The organism is Stenotrophomonas forensis, from assembly GCF_028752115.1.
Taxonomy (GTDB): domain Bacteria; phylum Pseudomonadota; class Gammaproteobacteria; order Xanthomonadales; family Xanthomonadaceae; genus Stenotrophomonas; species Stenotrophomonas forensis.
This window is the reverse complement of record NZ_CP082270.1, coordinates 1,459,133-1,476,502: the sequence shown is the minus strand read 5'-3', so window position 1 is coordinate 1,476,502 and position 17,370 is coordinate 1,459,133. Positions and strand designations below refer to the sequence as shown.

Below are 17,370 nucleotides of genomic sequence, written 5' to 3'. Positions count from 1 at the left end.
GATCAGGAAGTGGGCGGCAGCTTGCGGCGACGACGACGGCGCAGCCACGCGCGCACGCCCCAGGCGGCGATCAATGCCAGCACGCCCACCGGCAGCAACGCGGCGGCGGCACGGATCAGGAACGCAACGCTGGTGTTGAGGATGCTGCCCGATTCACGCAGTGCGTCACCGATTTCGCTGCGGCTGCGCTGGCCGGAGGTGGTGTCGAAATGGATCGTCACCAGCTGGGTATCGATGCGGCGGCGCTGCTGTGCGGCATCCTTGTTGGCCTGCTCGACGCCGGCCTCGATCTCCGACAGGCGCGTGGTGATCGCCATCAGGTCCTCGACCTTCAGATCCTTGCGGTCCTGGTAGGACAGCAGCCGCGCATGCTCCTTCTCCAGCCGCGCCCTGGTCAGTGCGGTGTCGGCCACCTGCTGCGCGAGGTCCTCGGCGCGCGTACTGCGCGACTGCAGCGTGCCGCCCTCGCCGGCCATGGCGATCAACGGCTCGGTCCCCTTGGGCGCAATACGCACCTTGACCTCACCACTGGGCTGCTCGCCACTGCGCTGGTCGACCTGCAGCACCGCACAGTCGCCGAACGTCGCGCTCTGGCAGGCCTGGGCGATCTGCCGGATGCGGGGCGCGATCTGCGCCGCATCCAGCTGTACCTGCACGTCATGCTCGTAGGCAAGGAACGCACCTTCCGGCGAAGCAACGGCGGCGTCGGCCGCACTGGCGCCTGCTTCCGCCGCCCGCTGGCCACTCTGGGCGCAGGCAGCCAGCGCCAGCAGCAGCACCGGCATCGCCGCGGCCCGCGTCCACGCACGCAGCGGCCTCAAAGCGCAGCTCCGTCGTAGGACATCACCGCCAGCGTGGCCAGGTCCACCTGCGGCACGCAGCGCACGTTCACCGCCACCATCGGCGCGCCGGTACGCGGATCCACCGCTTCGCTGTAGGGCGCGATGCCGCATTCGCGGCAATGGTGGTGGTCGATGTGCGCCTTGTTGAAGTGGTAGGTGGCCACGTCGGCCGGGGCGGTGGTCAGCTGGAACGCCTCGCGCGGAGCGAACCACAGCAGACCGCCGCGGCGCCGGCACATCGAGCAGTTGCAGTCGATGACATCGCTGATCGGCGTTTCGGCCTGTACGGTGAATGCGATCCTGCCGCAATGGCAGCTTCCCTGGTATTCCATGTCCTGCGCTCCGCTGGAGAGTCCTTGTCGGCGCCCATGGTAATCCTATGGCAGGGGGACAAAGCAGCCTCAGCGGCCTATGCTCGCGGTTTGACCCTGTACAGGAACGCCGATGCGCCCGCATCTCCTTGCCCTCGCCCTGGTCGCCGCCCTGGCCGGTTGCCAGCCGGCCGACGCCCCGACCACCGGTTCCACCCCGGCCGCCAGCCAGCAGGCCGGTGACGCCGCCGTCGATGCCGCCTTCGCCGATCTGTCCAAGCGCGCCCTGGACACCTGGATGCAGCTGTCGCCGGTCAGCGCCACCCAGATCGGCGACCACCGCTACGACAGCGAGCTGGACGACCTGAGCGCCGCCGGCCAGCAGAAGACCGTGGCCGCCTACAAGGCGCTGCTGGGCGAGCTGGACAAGATCGAGGTGGCCAAGCTGGGCCGCGAGAACCAGGTGGACGCGGCGATCCTGCGCAACCAGCTGCAGTCGGAAATCTGGAACGCCGAAGTACTGCAGTCCGGCAAGTGGGACCCGCAGCTGTACAACGGCATTGCCGGCAGCGCGATCTATGGCCTGATGGCTCGCGAATTCGCGCCACTGCCGGAACGCCTGAAGTCGGCTACCGCACGCATGGAAAAGCTGCCGGCGATCTTCGCCCAGGCCCGCGAGAACCTGGACCCGGCCCGCGTGCCGAAGATCCATGCCGAGACGGTGGCCAAGCAGAACAAGGGCATCCTCAGCATCGTCGATACCTTCATCACCCCGCACATCGGTGAACTGCCGCAGGCCGACCAGCAGCGCCTGCAGGCCGCCATCGACGGCCTGAAGAAGGCGGTGGACGAGCAGCAGACCTGGCTGGACAAGACCCTGGTGCCGAACGCCAAGGGCGACTTCCGCATCGGTGCGGAAAAGTACGACCAGAAGCTGAAGTTCGCGCTGAGTTCGTCGCTGTCGCGCCAGGAGATCGGTGAGCGTGCGCGCGCCGAACTCAAGCGCGTGCGCGAAGACATGTATGGCATCGCGCAGACCGTGCTGAAAGACAAGCCGGGCGCGCCGGAGATGCCGGCCCAGCCGACCGACGAGCAGCAGCAGAAGGCGATCGAAGCCGCGCTGGAGCTGGCCTACGCCGACAAGCCGGCACGCGACAAGGTGGTCGACGATGCCAAGGCCGCGCTGGAGCAGTCCACCGCGTTCGTGCGCGAGCACGACCTGGTGACCCTGCCCGACGCGCCGGTGGACATCATCCTGATGCCGGAATTCCAGCGTGGCGTGGCCGTGGCCTACTGCGATTCGCCGGGCCCGCTGGACAAGAACCTGAAGACCTTCTACGCCGTGTCGCCGATTCCGGACGACTGGAACGACAAGCAGGTCGACTCGTTCCTGCGTGAGTACAACTCGCGCATGATCCACCTGCTGAGCATCCACGAAGGCACCCCGGGCCACTACCTGGAGGGCTGGCACTCGGCCAAGTTCCCCTCCACCCTGCGTGCGGTGCTGCGTTCGGGCCTGTTCGCCGAAGGCTGGGCGGTCTACACCGAGCGCATGATGCAGGAGCAGGGTTACCTCAACAACGACCCGCTGTTCCACCTGGTGCAGCTGAAGTTCTACCTGCGCACGATCTCCAACGCGATCCTCGACCAGGGCGTGCACGTGGACAACTGGGATCGCGAAAAGGCGATGCACCTGATGACCCACGACGCGTTCCAGCAGGAAAGCGAGGCGGCCGGCAAGTGGGTGCGTGCACAGCTGACCTCGGCGCAGCTGCCGACCTACTTCGTCGGTGCGCAGGAACACTTCGATACGCGCAAGGCGGTGCAGGAAAAGCTGGGCGACAAGTTCAGCCTGAAGGCGTACCACGACCAGGTGCTGTCCTACGGCGCACCGCCGGTGCGCTTCGCCCGCCAGCTGATGCTGGACCAGCCGATCGAGTGATCGGGACGGTGTGAGATGAAGCGGAGCGGCCCGGGGAAACCCGGGCCGCTTTTTTTGTTCGCCCCTGCCTGGGCTGCTGCCGGGTCAGAGCAGATGGATGTACATTTTCTTTGAGCCCAGCCGCAGATCTACGAAGTACTCAACACCACAGCCACGACAGGCTGCAGGGCAATCTTCATCGCTGCCCCGCTCGTTTTCCAATGAGCCAGCCACTACCGGGTATCCGCACTCGAAACAGTTGAAAGCCACATGGTTGCCATGCGGATCAGCAGGGATCTCGTCACCCTCACCGTCCATCACGAGAAAATCCGTGATTTTCATCGCCACTTCCTCCCGCTGAATTGATGACGACAGACTAGCCGACTCTTGAGCTTCAGGCGCCGCTCCGGTCCTGAGCACTTGCAGAGCGGGCTTGCGCGGCCTCACAACTGGCAAACGACTCCGGGCGCATCGTTCGCACGGCCTTCCCTTTCCCTGCAGGTTCCAATGCGCATACTCGCGCTACGCCTCGGCCTCCTTTCCGCTGCCTTGGCGGCCGGCACTGCCTTCGCCGCCTGCCCGTCGCCGCCGGCCGGACACCCCGACATCCGCGCCCTGGGCTACTACACCGACAAGGCCGGTTCGGTGATCGACCCGGCACTGCACCAGCAGAATCACGATGCCACCGCGCCGTTGGACCGTTATGCCGCGGACGTGGCGCGCATGAGCGACGACTATCTGCGCGACGGTAGCCCTGCCGCCGCGCAGTGCACGCTCGCCTGGCTGGGCGCATGGGCGAAGGACGGCGCGATGCTCGGGCAGATGATCCGGGTCAACAACGATCAGTCGTTCTACATGCGGCAGTGGATGCTCGATGCGGTGGCGATGGCCTACCTGAAGGTGCATGACCAGGCCGACCCGCAGCAGCGCGCGCGCATCGATCCGTGGCTGCAACAGCTGGCGCGTGCCAACCTGGCGTACTGGGACAATCCGAAACGGCGCCGCAACAACCACTACTACTGGGGCGGCCTGGGCGTGCTGGCCACCGGCCTGGCCACCGATGACGAGACCCTGTGGCGGGCCGGCCACGCCGCCTTCCAGAAGGGCATCGATGACATCCAGGACGATGGCAGCCTGCCGCTGGAAATGGCGCGCGGGCAACGCGCCCTGCATTACCACGATTACGCGCTGGCGCCGCTGGTGGTGATGGCCGAACTGGCGCGGCTGCGCGGCCAGGACTGGTACGCCAGCCGGGATCACGCCATCGACCGCCTTGCCCGCCGCGTCATTGAAGGCAGCAAGGACCCTGCGTGGTTCAACGAACAGACCGGCGTTGCACAGCTGCCGCTGCAGGCCAGCGGCTGGGTCGAGTTCTACCGGTTGCGCTCACCCGATGGTGGCCTGTTCGACGCGGCACACGCACGCGGGCCATTTCACTCGCCGCGGCTGGGAGGCGATCTTACCCTGATGGCCACGCACGGCATCGTGCGTGCGCCGCTGCGTTAGCGGCGTGGCTCAGCGGGCTGCCGGATGCAGCAGATGTTGGAATTCGGCGACGGTGCAGCCCTGTGCCGCGCACCCCGGCACACGCAGCGCGACGCGGCCCGGCGGCTGCGCCTCGGTCAGCGGCTGCGCATCACGCAGCTGCGCGCTGGTCGGGTAGACGTAGGCCAGGCGGATACGCTCCGCCCCGCTGTGGCGGTCACGCCAGCGCTCGAACTGCAGCAGGCCACCGATCGGTGTCTTCTCGTACTGGCCTGGCAGCGTGTAGTCGCTGATTCCCAGCGCGGCGAGCACGGACCCGATGTTGGAGTCATGGCCAACCAGCAGGTTCACCTTCGGCGAGGCCGGATCTTCAAACAACGCGCCCAATCGTTCCAGCAGCGGCCCGGCCACATCCCGTGCCACCTCGGGTGGTCCGAACAGGATGTCCTGGTAGCCGTTGCGGATCTGCGCCAGCGCCTGCCATTGCGCCTCCGTGTTCAACCGGCCCCAGCCTTCGCGCGGAATGCCACTTCCCTGGTAGTGCTCCATCAGCAGGGCATCGACCAGCCCGCTGGCCAGGGCCAGGGATCCAAAGACGCGCGGCTCTTTGCCCGCGTCTGCGCTGAAGCGGGTGCCGGCCAGGGTCAGACGGCAGTCACCATGGCCCTCGCACGCCGCCGACTGCGGATAGCGGGTGATCGCCTCCACCACGGACAGGGCCGGTGCCAGCTGCGAACGTACCAACGCCTGCTGCATCGCCGACTGCGCGCGTTCGCGGAAGGCCGCGTCATCGCGGTGGATCACCGGGTTGAACAGCGGGTCCATGGTGCCCAGCGGCATGCGCTGTTCAATCACAACATGGCAGCCCGGGAAGGCACCGGCCACGAAGAACTGCGCGGTGGCCTGGGTGCGCTGCAGGCTGTTGGCATGGGCGTGGAAGTCGGCGGGCCGCGGGCAATCCGACACCGGCAACAGCTGTGCCTGCCGCAGCCACTGGCCCATGTAGCGGCCCATGTAGACCTCCAGCACGCCGCCCTTGGTGGTCAGCTCACCCGCAGCGACGTCCCAGCGCGGCCAGGTTTCCGGTGTCGCGTTGGCAAGAGCGCCGGAGTCCACCACCGGCGCGCGCAGGTTGTGGCGGCTGAGCAGGACGACCTGCTCGAGCTGGTCGCCTTCCACCGGCGCTGTCGCCGCAGTTGCGGCCGGAGTTGCCAGGCTGAGTGCCAGCAGCAGGGCAATCACTGATCGGCCGCCACGAAACCACCGGTCTGCCGCGCCCACAACCGCGCATACAGGCCGCCGGCCGCAATCAGTTCGGCATGGGTACCGGTCTCGACGATGCGGCCCTGGTCCATCACCACCAGCCGGTCCATGCGCGCGATGGTCGACAGCCGGTGCGCGATCGCGATCACCGTCTTGCCGCCCATCAGTTCGTCCAGGCTGTCCTGGATCGCCGCTTCCACTTCTGAATCCAGCGCCGAGGTCGCCTCGTCCAGCACCAGGATCGGTGCGTCCTTCAGCAGCACGCGGGCAATGGCGATGCGCTGACGCTGGCCACCGGACAGCTTCACGCCACGCTCGCCGACATGCGCGTCATAGCCACGACGGCCCTGCCCGTCCACCAGCGTATCGATGAAGGCCTCGGCACGTGCCTTGGCCACGGCAGCACGCAGCTGTTCCTCGGTCGCATCCGGGCGTCCGTACAGCAGGTTGTCGCGGATCGAACGATGCAGCAGCGAGGTGTCCTGGGTGACCACGCCGATCTGCTGGCGCAGGCTTTCCTGGGTGACATGGGCGATGTCCTGGTCGTCGATCAGGATGCGGCCGCTTTCCAGGTCGTACAGGCGCAGCAGCACGTTGACCAGGGTCGATTTGCCGGCGCCGGACGGGCCGACCAGGCCGATCTTCTCGCCCGGCTTCACCACCAGGTCCAGGCCGGCGATCACGCCGCCCTTCTTGCCATAGTGGAAGTGGATGTCCTGGAAATGCACGCCACCGCGGGTCACCTGCAGCGGCACCGCATCCTCGCGGTCCTGCACGGTCAGCGGCTGGGCGATGGTGGTGATGCCATCCTGCACCGTGCCGATGTCCTCGAAGATGCCGTTGATCGTCCACATGATCCAGCCGGACATGTTGTGGATGCGGATCACCAGGCCGGTGGCCAGGGTGATCGCGCCGACCGTGATGTGGCCGCCGTTCCACAGCCACAGCGCCAGCCCGCAGGTACCGGCAATCAGGAAGCCGTTGACGATGGCGATGGTCAGGTCCATGCCGGTGGTGATGCGGGTCTGTGCGCGGTGCTTGACCGCCAGTTCCTGGATCGACTCGGCCACATAGGCCTGCTCGCGCCCGCCATGGGCGAACAGCTTCAGCGTGGGGATGTTGGTGTAGCCATCGACGATGCGGCCCATCGCCTTGGAACGCGCCTCGGAGGCGATCCAGGCCCGTTCCTTCGCGCGCGGCACGAAGTAGAACAGGATGACCGCATAGGCCAGCAGCCACAGGATCAACGGCACCATCAGCCGCCAGTCGGCCTGCGCGAACAGGTACAGCGCGGTGCCGGTGTAGACCACGATGTACCAGAGCGAATCGACCATCTGCACCGCCGACTCGCGCAGCGAGGTGCCGGTCTGCATCACCCGGTTGGCGACGCTGCCGGCAAAGTCATTCTGGAAGAAGCTCAGGCTCTGCCGCACCACGTAGTTGTGCATCAACCAGCGCGAACGGTTGCTCAGGCCCGGCACGATGGCCTGGTTGACCAGCAGGTTGTGCAGGCCGACCAGGATCGGCCGTGCGATGACCGTGATGAACAGCATCCAGCCCAGTTCGTTGGCGTGGCGCGTGAAGAAATCGGCACCCGGCTGCTCGGCGACCATGTCGACGATGCGGCCCAGGTAATCGAACATGGCCACTTCCACCAGCGCCAGCAGCAGGCCGGCGATGAGCGTGGCCAGCAGCACCGGCCACACCGGGCGCAGGTAGTGCAGGTAGAACGGCAGCACCTTGCGCGGTGGCATCCGCCCATCCACGGGCGGGAATACCGGAATCAGGGATTCAAACCAACGGAACATTGCATTCCCTCGCCTCTTGCAAGCGGCGGAGTATCCCACGCCGCATGTGTACGCCAGCCGACGATCGCCTGATCACTCCGGTCGTCGCCCGCCCTGGCGGGCGCCCTACCGCAGGCCAACCAAGGTTGGCCTCTACCGGGCCACCGGGGTGAACAGCAGGTCCTGGAAATCGAAGCTGAAATCAGTCAGGCCGGAGATCGGCTGCATGCGCACGTCGCGTACCTTGCCGTCCGGGTCCAGGGTGAAGTTCACGAACGCGTCGGCGTTGAGCGAGCGATCCTCCCAGCGCACGATGAAGGTGTCGTGCTGCCAGTGCTCCAGGCGGCCGCTCAGCTGCGCGGTCTTCATGAAACGCAGGCGCAGGCCCTTGCCCTCGGCACTGATCTGCATGTCGCCATACCAGCGGTCGCGGAACGTCCCGGTGTAGCCGGCCAGCGCCAGCGACGGCGTGCTGCGCTTGTCCCGTGCAGCCTGGTGCTTGGCCCAGGCTTCATCCGCCTTGCCCTGGCCCTTGGCCATGGCCTTGGCGTAGGCATCGACCCAGTCGTGCTTCTCCCCGCCCAGGTAGGCATCAAGCACGCTCAGGGTGATCGCGTTGAACGCCGCGCCCACTTCCTGGTTGGTCAGCACCACCACGCCCAGCTTCTCGCCCGGTACCAGGGTCAGCCGCGAGACCATGCCCGGCCAGCCACCGGTATGCCAGACCAGCTTCTGGCCGCGGTAATCACTCAGGCTCCAGCCTTCGCCGTAGCCGGCAAAGTTGGCCCGCGCCGGTGCCAGCTCCGGCACGCTTGGCGCCGGGATCGACTGCGGCGTGATCATCCGCCACATCTGCTGCTGGCTCTTTTCGGTGAACAAGGGCGTGCCGTCGGCCAGCTTGCCTTCGGCCAGCTGCACCTGCATCCAGCGTGCCATGTCGTGCGCGCTGGAATAGATGCCACCGGCGCCGGCATTGTTCGACCAGGTCAGCGGCGCAACCGTGCGCAGGTCCTTGAAATCGTACTTGGCGTGGCCGACGGCCGCCGTGTCGCCCGGCTTCAGGTGATCGGCGTTGTAGCGCGTGCCGGCCATGCCCACCTTGTCGAAAATGCGGGTCTGCAGGAACTGCTGGTAGCTCATGCCCGAGACGTGCTCGATCACCTGCTGGGCCACCGCGTACAGGATGTTGTCGTAGGCATAGCTCTCGCGGAAACCGCCCTTCAGCGGCACCTGGCCCAGCCGCTGCACCACTTCGGCGTTGCTGTAGGACGTGGTCGGCCAGAACAGCAGGTCACCGGCACCCAGGCTCAGGCCACTGCGGTGCGAGAGCAGGTCGCGGATCGTCATCTGCCCGGTCACGAACGGGTCGGACATGCGGAACGACGGCAGGTGGTCGATCACCTTGTCGTCCATCTTCAGCTTGCCGTCTTCGGCCAGCAGGTTCAGCGAAGTGGCAGTGAACGCCTTGGTGTTGGACGCAATGGCGAACAGGGTGTCGGCCTGCACCGGCTCCGGCCTGCCCTGCTCGCGCACGCCCCAGCCGCGTTCCAGCACCACCTGGCCATACTTGACCACGGCCACGGCAATGCCGGGCACGTCGAACTGCGCGCGCACGCGCTCGACCGTCGCATCCAGATCCTGCAGCGGCGTCGGGGTCGACGCGCTCGCCATGGTCGTGCAGGCCAGCAGCACGGCGCCTCCAATCCAGGTTTTCATCAAGCACCATCTCCGAACAAGGGTCGCGGCCATGTGCAGGCCGTCACCGGGGTTTCGCGGAATGGTAACGGCCGCCGGCGCACCCTGCCCTGTGCCATAGGAGGGGTGTCATGGGCGAGAACAGCCAGCCGGGCAACGGCTCCACCATCATTCCGTGCCTGCGCTACCGCGACGCGCTGGCCGCCATCGACTGGCTGCAGCGCGCCTTCGGCTTCCACGCCCAGGCCGTCTACGCCGACGGCGAGACCGTGTTCCACGCGCAGCTGACCTTCGGCCACGGCATGATCATGCTCGGTTCGGCCAGCAACCACAGTGCGTGGACCGAGCACACCGCCATGCCTGACGAGGTCGGTGGCCGCCAGACCCAGAGCGCGTGCGTGATCGTCACCGATGCCGATGCGCACTACGCCCGCGCCAAGGCCGCCGGAGCACGCATCGTCATCGACATCGCCGACCAGGACTACGGTGGTCGCGGCTACGCCTGCGCCGACCCGGAAGGCTATCTGTGGTGGTTCGGCAGCTACGACCCGTGGCGCGCGGACCACGGCCAGTGACGGTCGCTTCCCGGCAGGCGGCCATCCGCTGTGGCATCGGTGGCTGGGTGTTCCCCGAATGGCGCGGCGGCACGTTCTATCCGGCGGGGCTTGCGCAGCGCGAAGAACTTGCGCATGCCAGCCGTGCGTTGCGCTGCATCGAGATCAACGGCACCTTCTACCGCACACCTACACCGACCCAATGCGCGCAATGGGCGGCGCAGACGCCGGAGGGCTTCCGATTCTCGATGAAGGCGCCACGCTACCTGGTGCAGCGCCGCGACCTGTCCAGCACGGTGGAGGCCGCCGCCCCATTCCTGCAGGCTGCGCTCGCGCTTGGCGACCGGCTCGGTCCGTTGCTGTGGCAGTTCGATCCACGCCATCCGGCTGATGCCGAAGCGCTGGACGCACTGATGACCCAGCTGCCGAAGCAGCTGGATGGCGTGCCGCTGCAGCACGCGCTGGAAGTGCGCAATGCAGCGGTGCACGGTCCTGCGCTGGTTGCCGCCGCCCGCCGTCATGAGGTGGCCCTGGTGATCGAGGACAGTGACGAGGCGCCGTTGCACGGCGACATCAGTGCCGGCTTCGTCTACGCGCGGATCAAGCGCAGCCAGGCCCGCTTGAAGGAGGGCCTGCCTGTGCCCGTGCAGCAACGCTGGGCCGAACGTGCACGACGCTGGTCACAAGGCGAGCCCGTGGACGACCTGCCCTGCCTGGCCGAACCGCCCCCGGCCAGGCCCCGCGAGGTCTACCTGCTGTGCATCGGCGCGGGCAAGGCACGCAATCCGGCGGCGGCGATGGCATTGCAGCGGCTCATCGACGGCGCCAGCGATCCAGCGCCCACAGCATCGTCCAGCCCAGCACGAACACCGCGGCCACGCGCAGCACGTTGATCGCGAAGGCCACCGCCCCGATCCGTTGCACCTCAAGGAACGGGTACGGTGCCTGTCCCAGCAGCCAGGCTAGGCTCATCGCCCAACCGAGATAGGCCAGCGGCAGCCACAGCACCACCGCCAATGCACGCCAGCGCAGGCCGCCGTGCGGCAGCAGCAGCAGCCAGCCGCCCAGGTACAACACTGGCACAGCGTAGTGCAGCCCCATATCCACCCACCACTGCAGGCCAGTGGGTCGCCAAAGCGCCTGCAAGGCCAGAACGTAGACCAGACAGGTCACGCCGATGCACAGCGCCATGGCCGCGGCCACGGTCCCGCCCAGCGGGCGGCCGCGTGCCAGCCATGCACACCCCAGGCACACGCCCAGATTGCTGAGGATGGTGAAGTAACCGAAGAAGCGCAGGGTCGCCGCGACCACGCCCGCATCGCCGCCGGGCCCGCCCAGCAGCAACAGGTACTGCAGCAGCAGCGAGGTGGCAGCGACCAGGGCGGTCAACGCCGCCCATCCACGCACGAACATCGGGCCTGCAGGCATGCGGATACCTCGCCAGGAACGGGGCGCAGCGGCGACCGGGACCATCGCCGCGAACCTGCGCTTGCCGCACAATACACGGATGAGCACACCCGACACCCGCAAAGCACTCTGGCAGATCCATTTCTGTGTCCTGCTGTGGGGCGTCACCGCCATCCTCGGCAAGCTGATCACCCTGCCCGCGCTGCCGTTGGTGTGGTGGCGCATGCTGCTGGTGACGGCGATGCTGGCCCTGCTGCCGCGGGTCTGGCGCGGGTTGCGCACCCTGCCCTTGCGACTGGTGGCCGGTTACGCCGGCATCGGTGCGCTGGTCGCCCTGCACTGGCTGACCTTCTATGGCGCGGTGAAGCTGGCCAATGCGTCGGTGGCCGCCACCTGCATCGCGCTGGCACCGGTGTTCACCTCGATCATCGAACCGTGGGTGGCCAAGCGGCCGTTCCAGCTGCGCGAACTGGCGTTCGGCCTGGCCGTGCTGCCCGGCGTGGCGCTGGTGGTCGGTGGCGTACCCGATGGCATGCGCCTGGGTGTGTTGATCGGCGCACTTTCGGCACTGCTGGTGGCGGTGTTCGGCTCGCTCAACAAACGCATGGTCAGCCATGCCGATCCGCTGACAGTCACCGCGCTGGAGCTGGGTGCGGGCACCCTCACCCTGACCCTGCTGGCACCGCTGATGCCGTACCTGCTGCCGGCACTGGCCAGCCCGCTGTGGATCGTCCCGGACCTGCACGACGGCATCCTGCTGCTGGTGCTGGCCGGGTTCTGCACGCTGCTGCCGTTCGCGCTGGCGCTGGTCGCGCTGCGCCACCTGAGCGCCTACACGGTGCAGCTGGTGACCAACCTGGAACCGGTCTATGCGGTGCTGCTGGCGGTGGTGCTGCTGCGCGAACAGCACGAGGTCACCCCGTGGTTCTACCTGGGCGTGGCGATCATCGTCGGCGCGGTATTCCTGCACCCGCTGCTGAACCGACGCAAGCCGGTACAGCACCCGGAGATTCTCGGTACGGCGGAAGCACGCAACATCGCCGATTGAACGTATCCACGCGGAGTATCGATCGCCGTATTACCGCTGCGGCCAGTGCCATGCCGGAACATCCAGCAGCCCCTGCCCGCTCAGCAGCGTGCGCCCGTGTTCCTTGTGCAGGTGCAGCGAATGGCACCCCGGCGCCTGTTCCAGCGCCGCGATCAGGCGGCTGGCGTGTGATACCACCCATACCTGGCTGCGCGCACTGGCGGCAATGATCAGCCGTGCCAGCGCCGGCAGCAGGTCCGGATGCAGGCTGGTCTCCGGCTCGTTCAGCACCAGCAGCGGCGGCGGCCGCGGCGTGTGCAGGGCGGCGGCCAGCAGCAGGAAGCGCAGGGTGCCATCGGACAGTTCCGCCATCGACAACGGCCGCAGCAGGCCGGGCTGGTGGAAGCGCAGGGCCAGCCGACCGTCCAGCTCGTCGAAGCCCACCGAGGCACCCGGGAAGGCATCCTCAACGCTGCATGCCAACCCGACCGGATCTCCGATCTCGAGGATGGTGACCCAGGCCGCGGCCAGATCGCGGCCGTCGTGATGCAGCACCGGCGTGCGCGTGGCCATCGCCGGTTGTCGCGCCGGCGCATCGGCATCGCTGCGGAAGTGATCATAGAAGCGCCAGCGACGGATGTACTCACGCAGGGCGATGGTTTCCGGCATGCGCTGCGGATCACCGACCTGGGTGAACAGGCTGTCGAACAGCGACAAGCGGTCATCGATCAGATCCCAGCCGCGCGCATGGCGTTGCCGTACCATCACCCCGCGGCGATCGACCAGCAGGTTGGCGCTGCGCAGGAACGGCCCGGCCCAGATCGCCTCGGCCTTGATCTGCGGGTCCAGTGCGAACGCCGAACGACTGGGCGGCGGGTAACCCAGATCGATGGCGTAGCCGAATTGGTCGGTGGCAAATCCCAGTTTCAGGCCCACAGAAGCCTGCCGGGGGCCGCCCTGCAGCGGAATCTCGCCGGCCATGACCCGCCGATCAAGGGTTTCCGGGCCGGCCCATAGCGCCGAGCCGAGCCCGCCTTCACGGGCCAGCACCGCCGCAACGCCGCCCTGTGCGGTTTCCGCCAGCAGGCGCAGCGCGCGGTACAGGCTGGATTTGCCGCTACCGTTGTCGCCGGTGATCACATTCAACTGCCGCAGCGGCAGCACCAGCCCATGCAGCGAGCGATAGTGCGCGATGGCCAGGGTCTGCAGCATGCTCGAGGTCCGTGGAAACAGGACCGCCATGCTGGCCGGTCCTGATCGCACGAGCTGCGACGCGATGTGAATCGGGAAGAGCATCCACGCATGGCGTGGATCTACTGGAACGGGATCGAATCACCACGCATCGCATGCGTTCAGCGCGCGAGTTGCCGGTGTTTCAGCCGGCCAGTTCCACCCGGTTGCGGCCGTTGCCCTTGGCGCGGTACAGCGCCTTGTCGGCGCGTGCCAGCATCTGGTCCACGCTTTCGCCGGACTGGTGCTGGGCAACGCCGATGCTGATGGTCACCGGGAAACCGAGCGGCAGCTCGGCTACCGCCAGGCGCAGGAACTCGCACTGCCGTTCGGCCGCATGCAGGTCGGTGGCCGGCATCACCGCGACAAACTCCTCGCCACCATAGCGTGCCGCCATGCCGCGACCGGCGAAGTGCGAGCGCAGCAGCGTGCCCAGTTCGGCCAGCACCCGGTCGCCAGTGGCATGGCCCTGGAAGTCGTTGATGTGCTTGAAATGGTCGATGTCCAGCAGCGCGACACAGGCTGCAGCGGGCTGCGCGCCGTTCATCGCCACGGCCTCTTCCAGCGCCGCCGCCATCGCGCGCCGGTTGGGCAGGCCGGTCAGCGCGTCGGTGCGGCTCTGTTCGGCCAGGTCGGCATTCTGGGCCAGCAGCACGTCCTGGTACTCCGACAGCAGTCGCTCGTAATCGTCGCGTTCCAGCATGTGCTTCTGGATGTCGAGCGCGAAACGGCGCAGCTCCATCACCAGCATCACCTGCCGCGACAGCGCGGCCAAGGCCTCGGCCTTGTCACTGGCCAGGCGCTGCGGATGCGCGTCGAACACGCACAGCGTACCCAGCGGCAGGCCGTCGGAACTGATCAGGGGCGCACCCGCGTAGAAGCGGACATGCGGATCGCCGGTCACCACCGGATTGTCATGGAAGCGGATGTCCTGCAGCGCGTCCTCGACCACCATGATCTGTTGCGGCTGCAGGATGGCGTGGCCGCACATCGATTCGCTGCGCAGGTTCTCCGCGGCATCAATGCCCTGGATCGACTTGAACCATTGCCGCTCGACGTCGATCAGGGTGACGGCGGCCATCGAGGTGCCGCAGACCGCCTTGGCGATCACCACCAGGTCATCGAAGGATTTCTCGCGCTCCGAATCCAGGATGCGGTAGCGGTACAGCGCCTCAAGCCGAAGGGCTTCGTTGGCAGGCTTGTCGGGCTTGATCATGCAGCGTCATGTTCCGGCAGGTCACTGCGAAGTCTAGCCGATGCGGGTGCGCAATCCGCGTGCCGGGTGGTGCCGGCCGCGGGCCGGCATCCCGGGTACATCGAAGGCACCTTGCAGCCGGCGAGCGGCCGGCCCTACCAGTCCAGCTGCTTCGGCAGCAGGCCCTGCAGCTCCTGCTCGGTCAGGTTGCGCCACTGGCCCGGCTTCAGCGCACCGATCTTGATGTTGTCGATGCGCACGCGGCGCAGCTGGGTCACGCGGTAGCCGAACTCGGCCGCCATCAGGCGGATCTGCCGGTTCAGGCCCTGCTGCAGGGTGATGCGGAAACCGAACTTGGCGATGCGCGAAGTCTTGCATGGCAGCGTCATCTGGTCGTGGATGCGCACGCCGCGCGCCATGCCCCGCAGGAACTCGTCGGTGACCGGCTTGTTCACCGCCACCAAGTATTCCTTCTGGTGCCCGTTCTCGGCACGCAGGATCTGGTTGACGATGTCGCCGTTGCTGGTCATCAGGATCAGCCCTTCCGACTCCTTGTCCAGGCGGCCGATCGGGAAGATGCGCTGTTCGTGGCCCACGAAGTCGACGATGTTGCCCTTGACCGACGTTTCGGTGGTGCAGGTGACGCCCACCGGCTTGTTCAGCGCGATGTAGACGTGGCGGCGGGCGCCGGGCTTGCGGGCGACGCGCGCGCGCAGCGGCTGGCCGTCGACCAGCACCTGGTCTTCCTCGCCCACCACCGCGCCGGTGCCGGCCGCATGGCCGTTGACGGTGACGCGGCGGGCGGCGATCAGGCGATCGGCCTCGCGGCGGGAGCAGAAGCCGGTGTCGGCGATATGTTTGTTGAGTCGGGTGGTCATCGCCCTATTATCCGGCATCGCCGCCCGCCGCGCTTCATGCCGATGCAGCCGGATCAAGCTCTTCGCCGTCGAAGACCCGGTTGCGGCCGGCGCGCTTGGCCACGTACATGGCATGGTCGGCCCGGCGCAGCAGCCCGGCCAGATCGTCCTCGCCCGGTCGCCATTGCGCCAATCCAATGCTGGCGGTCACTTCCAGCCCCGGTACCTGCAGTGCCTGGCCGGCCTCGGTGATGCGCTGGCGCAGTCGGTCCAGCCGCGCCGACGCGGCTTCGCGCGGCATGCCCGGCATCAGCAGCAGGAACTCCTCGCCGCCCATCCGCACCACTTCGTCCTGGCTGCGCACCGCCGCGCGCAGGGCGCGCGCGACCGCGACCAGTACCTGGTCACCCACCGCATGGCCGTGGCGATCGTTGATGTCCTTGAACAGGTCGATGTCGAGGAAGCCGATCACCAGCGGGCCGCGCTCACGGTCAACCTGTGCCAGGTGACGGGCCAGCTGCTGCAGTCCTGCGCGCCGGTTGGGCAGCCCGGTCAGGCCATCGGTCTCGGCCAGCTGGCGCAGCTCATCGCGCTGCTGGCGCAGCCGCCCGAGGCGTTGGTTCATGGCGTAGGCGGCCATCATCAGCAGCCAGGTCACCGCCAGCTGCAGCGCCTCCACCCGGTACTCCAGCAACCATTCGGCTGCACTGGCGTCGGCGATGATCAATACCAGCATCGGCGCCAGCGCGGCCAGCCCGGCCTGCGCCCAGCGGTCGCCGCGCCAGCGCGCCCAGACCCCGGCCAGCAACGCCAGGCCACACCCCAGCAGATAGGTCACCTGCAGGCCCTGTGCGACCCAGGCCAGCTGGCCCCAGCGCAGCCACGGCACCAGCACGGCCAGCGCCAGCAGCCCCCACAGCACGATCGCCTGCAGCGGCCGCGAACGGGGCAGCGCGCGGTCGCCACCGTTCAGCCGCCACAGCGCCGGCAGCACCAGTGCCTGGGTGGCCGCGGTCAGCGAAAGCAACCACCAGGCCCCGCGCTCGCCCACCGGCAGCCAGGGCTCCGGGTAGCCGCTGAGGCCACCGAGGATCGCCTGCCACAGCACCAGCACGGTGGTGCCGGCGATGTAGACCAGGAAACTGCGGTCGCGCGTGGTCAGGAACGCCATCAGCGCCGACAGCGCCAAGGCGATGGCCACGGCAATGCAGGCGGCGCGCACCAGCAGGCGGGCGGTGTCGTTCTGCTGCACCGGGCTGGGCGCGCCCAGCCGCAGGGTCGGAACCCAGCGCGCCTTCAGCGGCGTCTGCCAGGAGACCACGAATGGCGCGTGGCTGCCGGCCGGCGGTACCGCGACCAGGCCGATGCCTGCGCGGAAGCGTGAATCGCGGGTGCGGGCATCGTGCATGTTGCCGCAGATTTCGCGGTCACCGTGCTGGACCCGGACCTCGCCGGCGAAGACGTTGAACACGTCCAGCGCCTGTGGCTCGCCCGACCAGCCCCCGGGCGGCGCGGGCACTTCCACCTGCTGGCGGGCACCGGACAGCATTTGCGGCGTGCACGCACGATGTGGGGTCGGCGCGTCGGTGGCGCCCCCGACCAGCAGGTAATCGCGGCCCGATACGGCCTCGGCAGCCTGAAGCGGCCACGGTATCGCCCACCACATCAGCAGGACGGCCAGCATCCCCCCTGTTCCATACCGCCACTGCCTGCTGCCCACGCCACGTCCTGTTCCTGCTTACGTCCGCGCCCACTGCACGTCGCCCCTGGCGCGCATTATCGCAGCCGGGCGCGCC

General features: G+C 67.7%; 16 protein-coding genes. 5 read left to right on the top strand and 11 right to left on the bottom strand.

The features are described from left to right. Window positions 1-2: 2 nt before the first annotated feature. Both K5L94_RS06930 and K5L94_RS06925 read right to left on the bottom strand, forming a co-directional pair. Window positions 3-785, bottom strand: coding sequence for a DUF4349 domain-containing protein (locus K5L94_RS06930; protein WP_049456462.1), 783 nt, complete (start codon window positions 783-785; stop codon window positions 3-5). Window positions 786-817: 32 nt separating this feature from the next. Further along, window positions 818-1,174, bottom strand: coding sequence for a GFA family protein (locus K5L94_RS06925; RefSeq protein ID WP_053449198.1), 357 nt, complete (start codon window positions 1,172-1,174; stop codon window positions 818-820). Window positions 1,175-1,286: 112 nt separating this feature from the next. Here K5L94_RS06925 and K5L94_RS06920 point away from each other — a divergent pair, with 112 nt between their 5' ends. Next, window positions 1,287-3,095, top strand: a complete 1,809-nt coding sequence (locus K5L94_RS06920; protein WP_053449197.1) for a DUF885 domain-containing protein — start codon at window positions 1,287-1,289, stop codon at window positions 3,093-3,095. A gap of 84 nt (window positions 3,096-3,179) precedes the next feature. Here K5L94_RS06920 and K5L94_RS06915 read toward each other — a convergent pair whose 3' ends face one another. Beyond that, window positions 3,180-3,416 (bottom strand): hypothetical protein, encoded by a 237-nt coding sequence (locus K5L94_RS06915; protein ID WP_049456456.1) that lies wholly within the window; start codon window positions 3,414-3,416, stop codon window positions 3,180-3,182. Window positions 3,417-3,581: 165 nt separating this feature from the next. On the opposite strand from K5L94_RS06915, the gene K5L94_RS06910 reads away from it, so the two are divergent. Next, entirely contained in the window at window positions 3,582-4,580 is a 999-nt protein-coding gene (locus tag K5L94_RS06910; RefSeq protein WP_274512347.1) for a polysaccharide lyase, read from the top strand. Window positions 4,581-4,589: 9 nt separating this feature from the next. On the opposite strand, the gene agp is transcribed toward K5L94_RS06910, so the two are convergent. The 3 genes from agp to K5L94_RS06895 all read right to left on the bottom strand — a co-directional run bounded on the left by agp (window position 4,590) and on the right by K5L94_RS06895 (window position 9,325). After that, window positions 4,590-5,801 carry a bifunctional glucose-1-phosphatase/inositol phosphatase gene (agp, locus tag K5L94_RS06905; protein WP_274512346.1) on the bottom strand — a complete coding sequence of 404 codons (1,212 nt, stop codon included), beginning with the start codon at window positions 5,799-5,801 and terminating at the stop codon, window positions 4,590-4,592. Next, window positions 5,798-7,630, bottom strand: a complete 1,833-nt coding sequence (gene smrA, locus K5L94_RS06900; protein ID WP_053449194.1) for a multidrug efflux ABC transporter SmrA — start codon at window positions 7,628-7,630, stop codon at window positions 5,798-5,800. Before smrA ends, agp begins: the two co-directional genes overlap by 4 nt. Window positions 7,631-7,762: 132 nt before the next feature. Then, window positions 7,763-9,325, bottom strand: a complete 1,563-nt coding sequence (locus tag K5L94_RS06895; protein ID WP_274512345.1) for a serine hydrolase — start codon at window positions 9,323-9,325, stop codon at window positions 7,763-7,765. Window positions 9,326-9,435: 110 nt separating this feature from the next. Between K5L94_RS06895 and K5L94_RS06890 the strand changes: the two genes are divergently transcribed. Both K5L94_RS06890 and K5L94_RS06885 read left to right on the top strand, forming a co-directional pair. After that, complete coding sequence (locus tag K5L94_RS06890) at window positions 9,436-9,879, top strand: VOC family protein (RefSeq protein WP_053449192.1); 444 nt, start codon at window positions 9,436-9,438, stop codon at window positions 9,877-9,879. Further along, window positions 9,876-10,751, top strand: a complete 876-nt coding sequence (locus K5L94_RS06885; protein ID WP_053449191.1) for a DUF72 domain-containing protein — start codon at window positions 9,876-9,878, stop codon at window positions 10,749-10,751. The genes K5L94_RS06890 and K5L94_RS06885 overlap by 4 nt, the downstream gene beginning before the upstream one ends. On the opposite strand, the gene K5L94_RS06880 is transcribed toward K5L94_RS06885, so the two are convergent. Further along, entirely contained in the window at window positions 10,672-11,286 is a 615-nt protein-coding gene (locus K5L94_RS06880) for a Pr6Pr family membrane protein (protein WP_053449190.1), read from the bottom strand. The two genes, K5L94_RS06885 and K5L94_RS06880, sit on opposite strands and share 80 nt — an antisense overlap. Before the next feature lie 79 nt (window positions 11,287-11,365). Between K5L94_RS06880 and K5L94_RS06875 the strand changes: the two genes are divergently transcribed. Then, window positions 11,366-12,313, top strand: coding sequence for a DMT family transporter (locus tag K5L94_RS06875; RefSeq protein WP_049456461.1), 948 nt, complete (start codon window positions 11,366-11,368; stop codon window positions 12,311-12,313). 30 nt (window positions 12,314-12,343) lie between these two features. On the opposite strand, the gene K5L94_RS06870 is transcribed toward K5L94_RS06875, so the two are convergent. The 4 genes from K5L94_RS06870 to K5L94_RS06855 all read right to left on the bottom strand — a co-directional run bounded on the left by K5L94_RS06870 (window position 12,344) and on the right by K5L94_RS06855 (window position 17,258). Then, window positions 12,344-13,504, bottom strand: coding sequence for an AAA family ATPase (locus K5L94_RS06870; protein ID WP_053451270.1), 1,161 nt, complete (start codon window positions 13,502-13,504; stop codon window positions 12,344-12,346). 163 nt (window positions 13,505-13,667) lie between these two features. Continuing rightward, complete coding sequence (locus K5L94_RS06865; RefSeq protein ID WP_053449189.1) at window positions 13,668-14,738, bottom strand: sensor domain-containing diguanylate cyclase; 1,071 nt, start codon at window positions 14,736-14,738, stop codon at window positions 13,668-13,670. A 134-nt stretch (window positions 14,739-14,872) separates the two neighbouring features. Further along, window positions 14,873-15,595, bottom strand: coding sequence for a pseudouridine synthase (locus K5L94_RS06860; RefSeq protein WP_049424580.1), 723 nt, complete (start codon window positions 15,593-15,595; stop codon window positions 14,873-14,875). A 34-nt stretch (window positions 15,596-15,629) separates the two neighbouring features. Continuing rightward, entirely contained in the window at window positions 15,630-17,258 is a 1,629-nt protein-coding gene (locus K5L94_RS06855; RefSeq protein WP_238581862.1) for a sensor domain-containing diguanylate cyclase, read from the bottom strand. Window positions 17,259-17,370 lie beyond the last annotated feature (112 nt).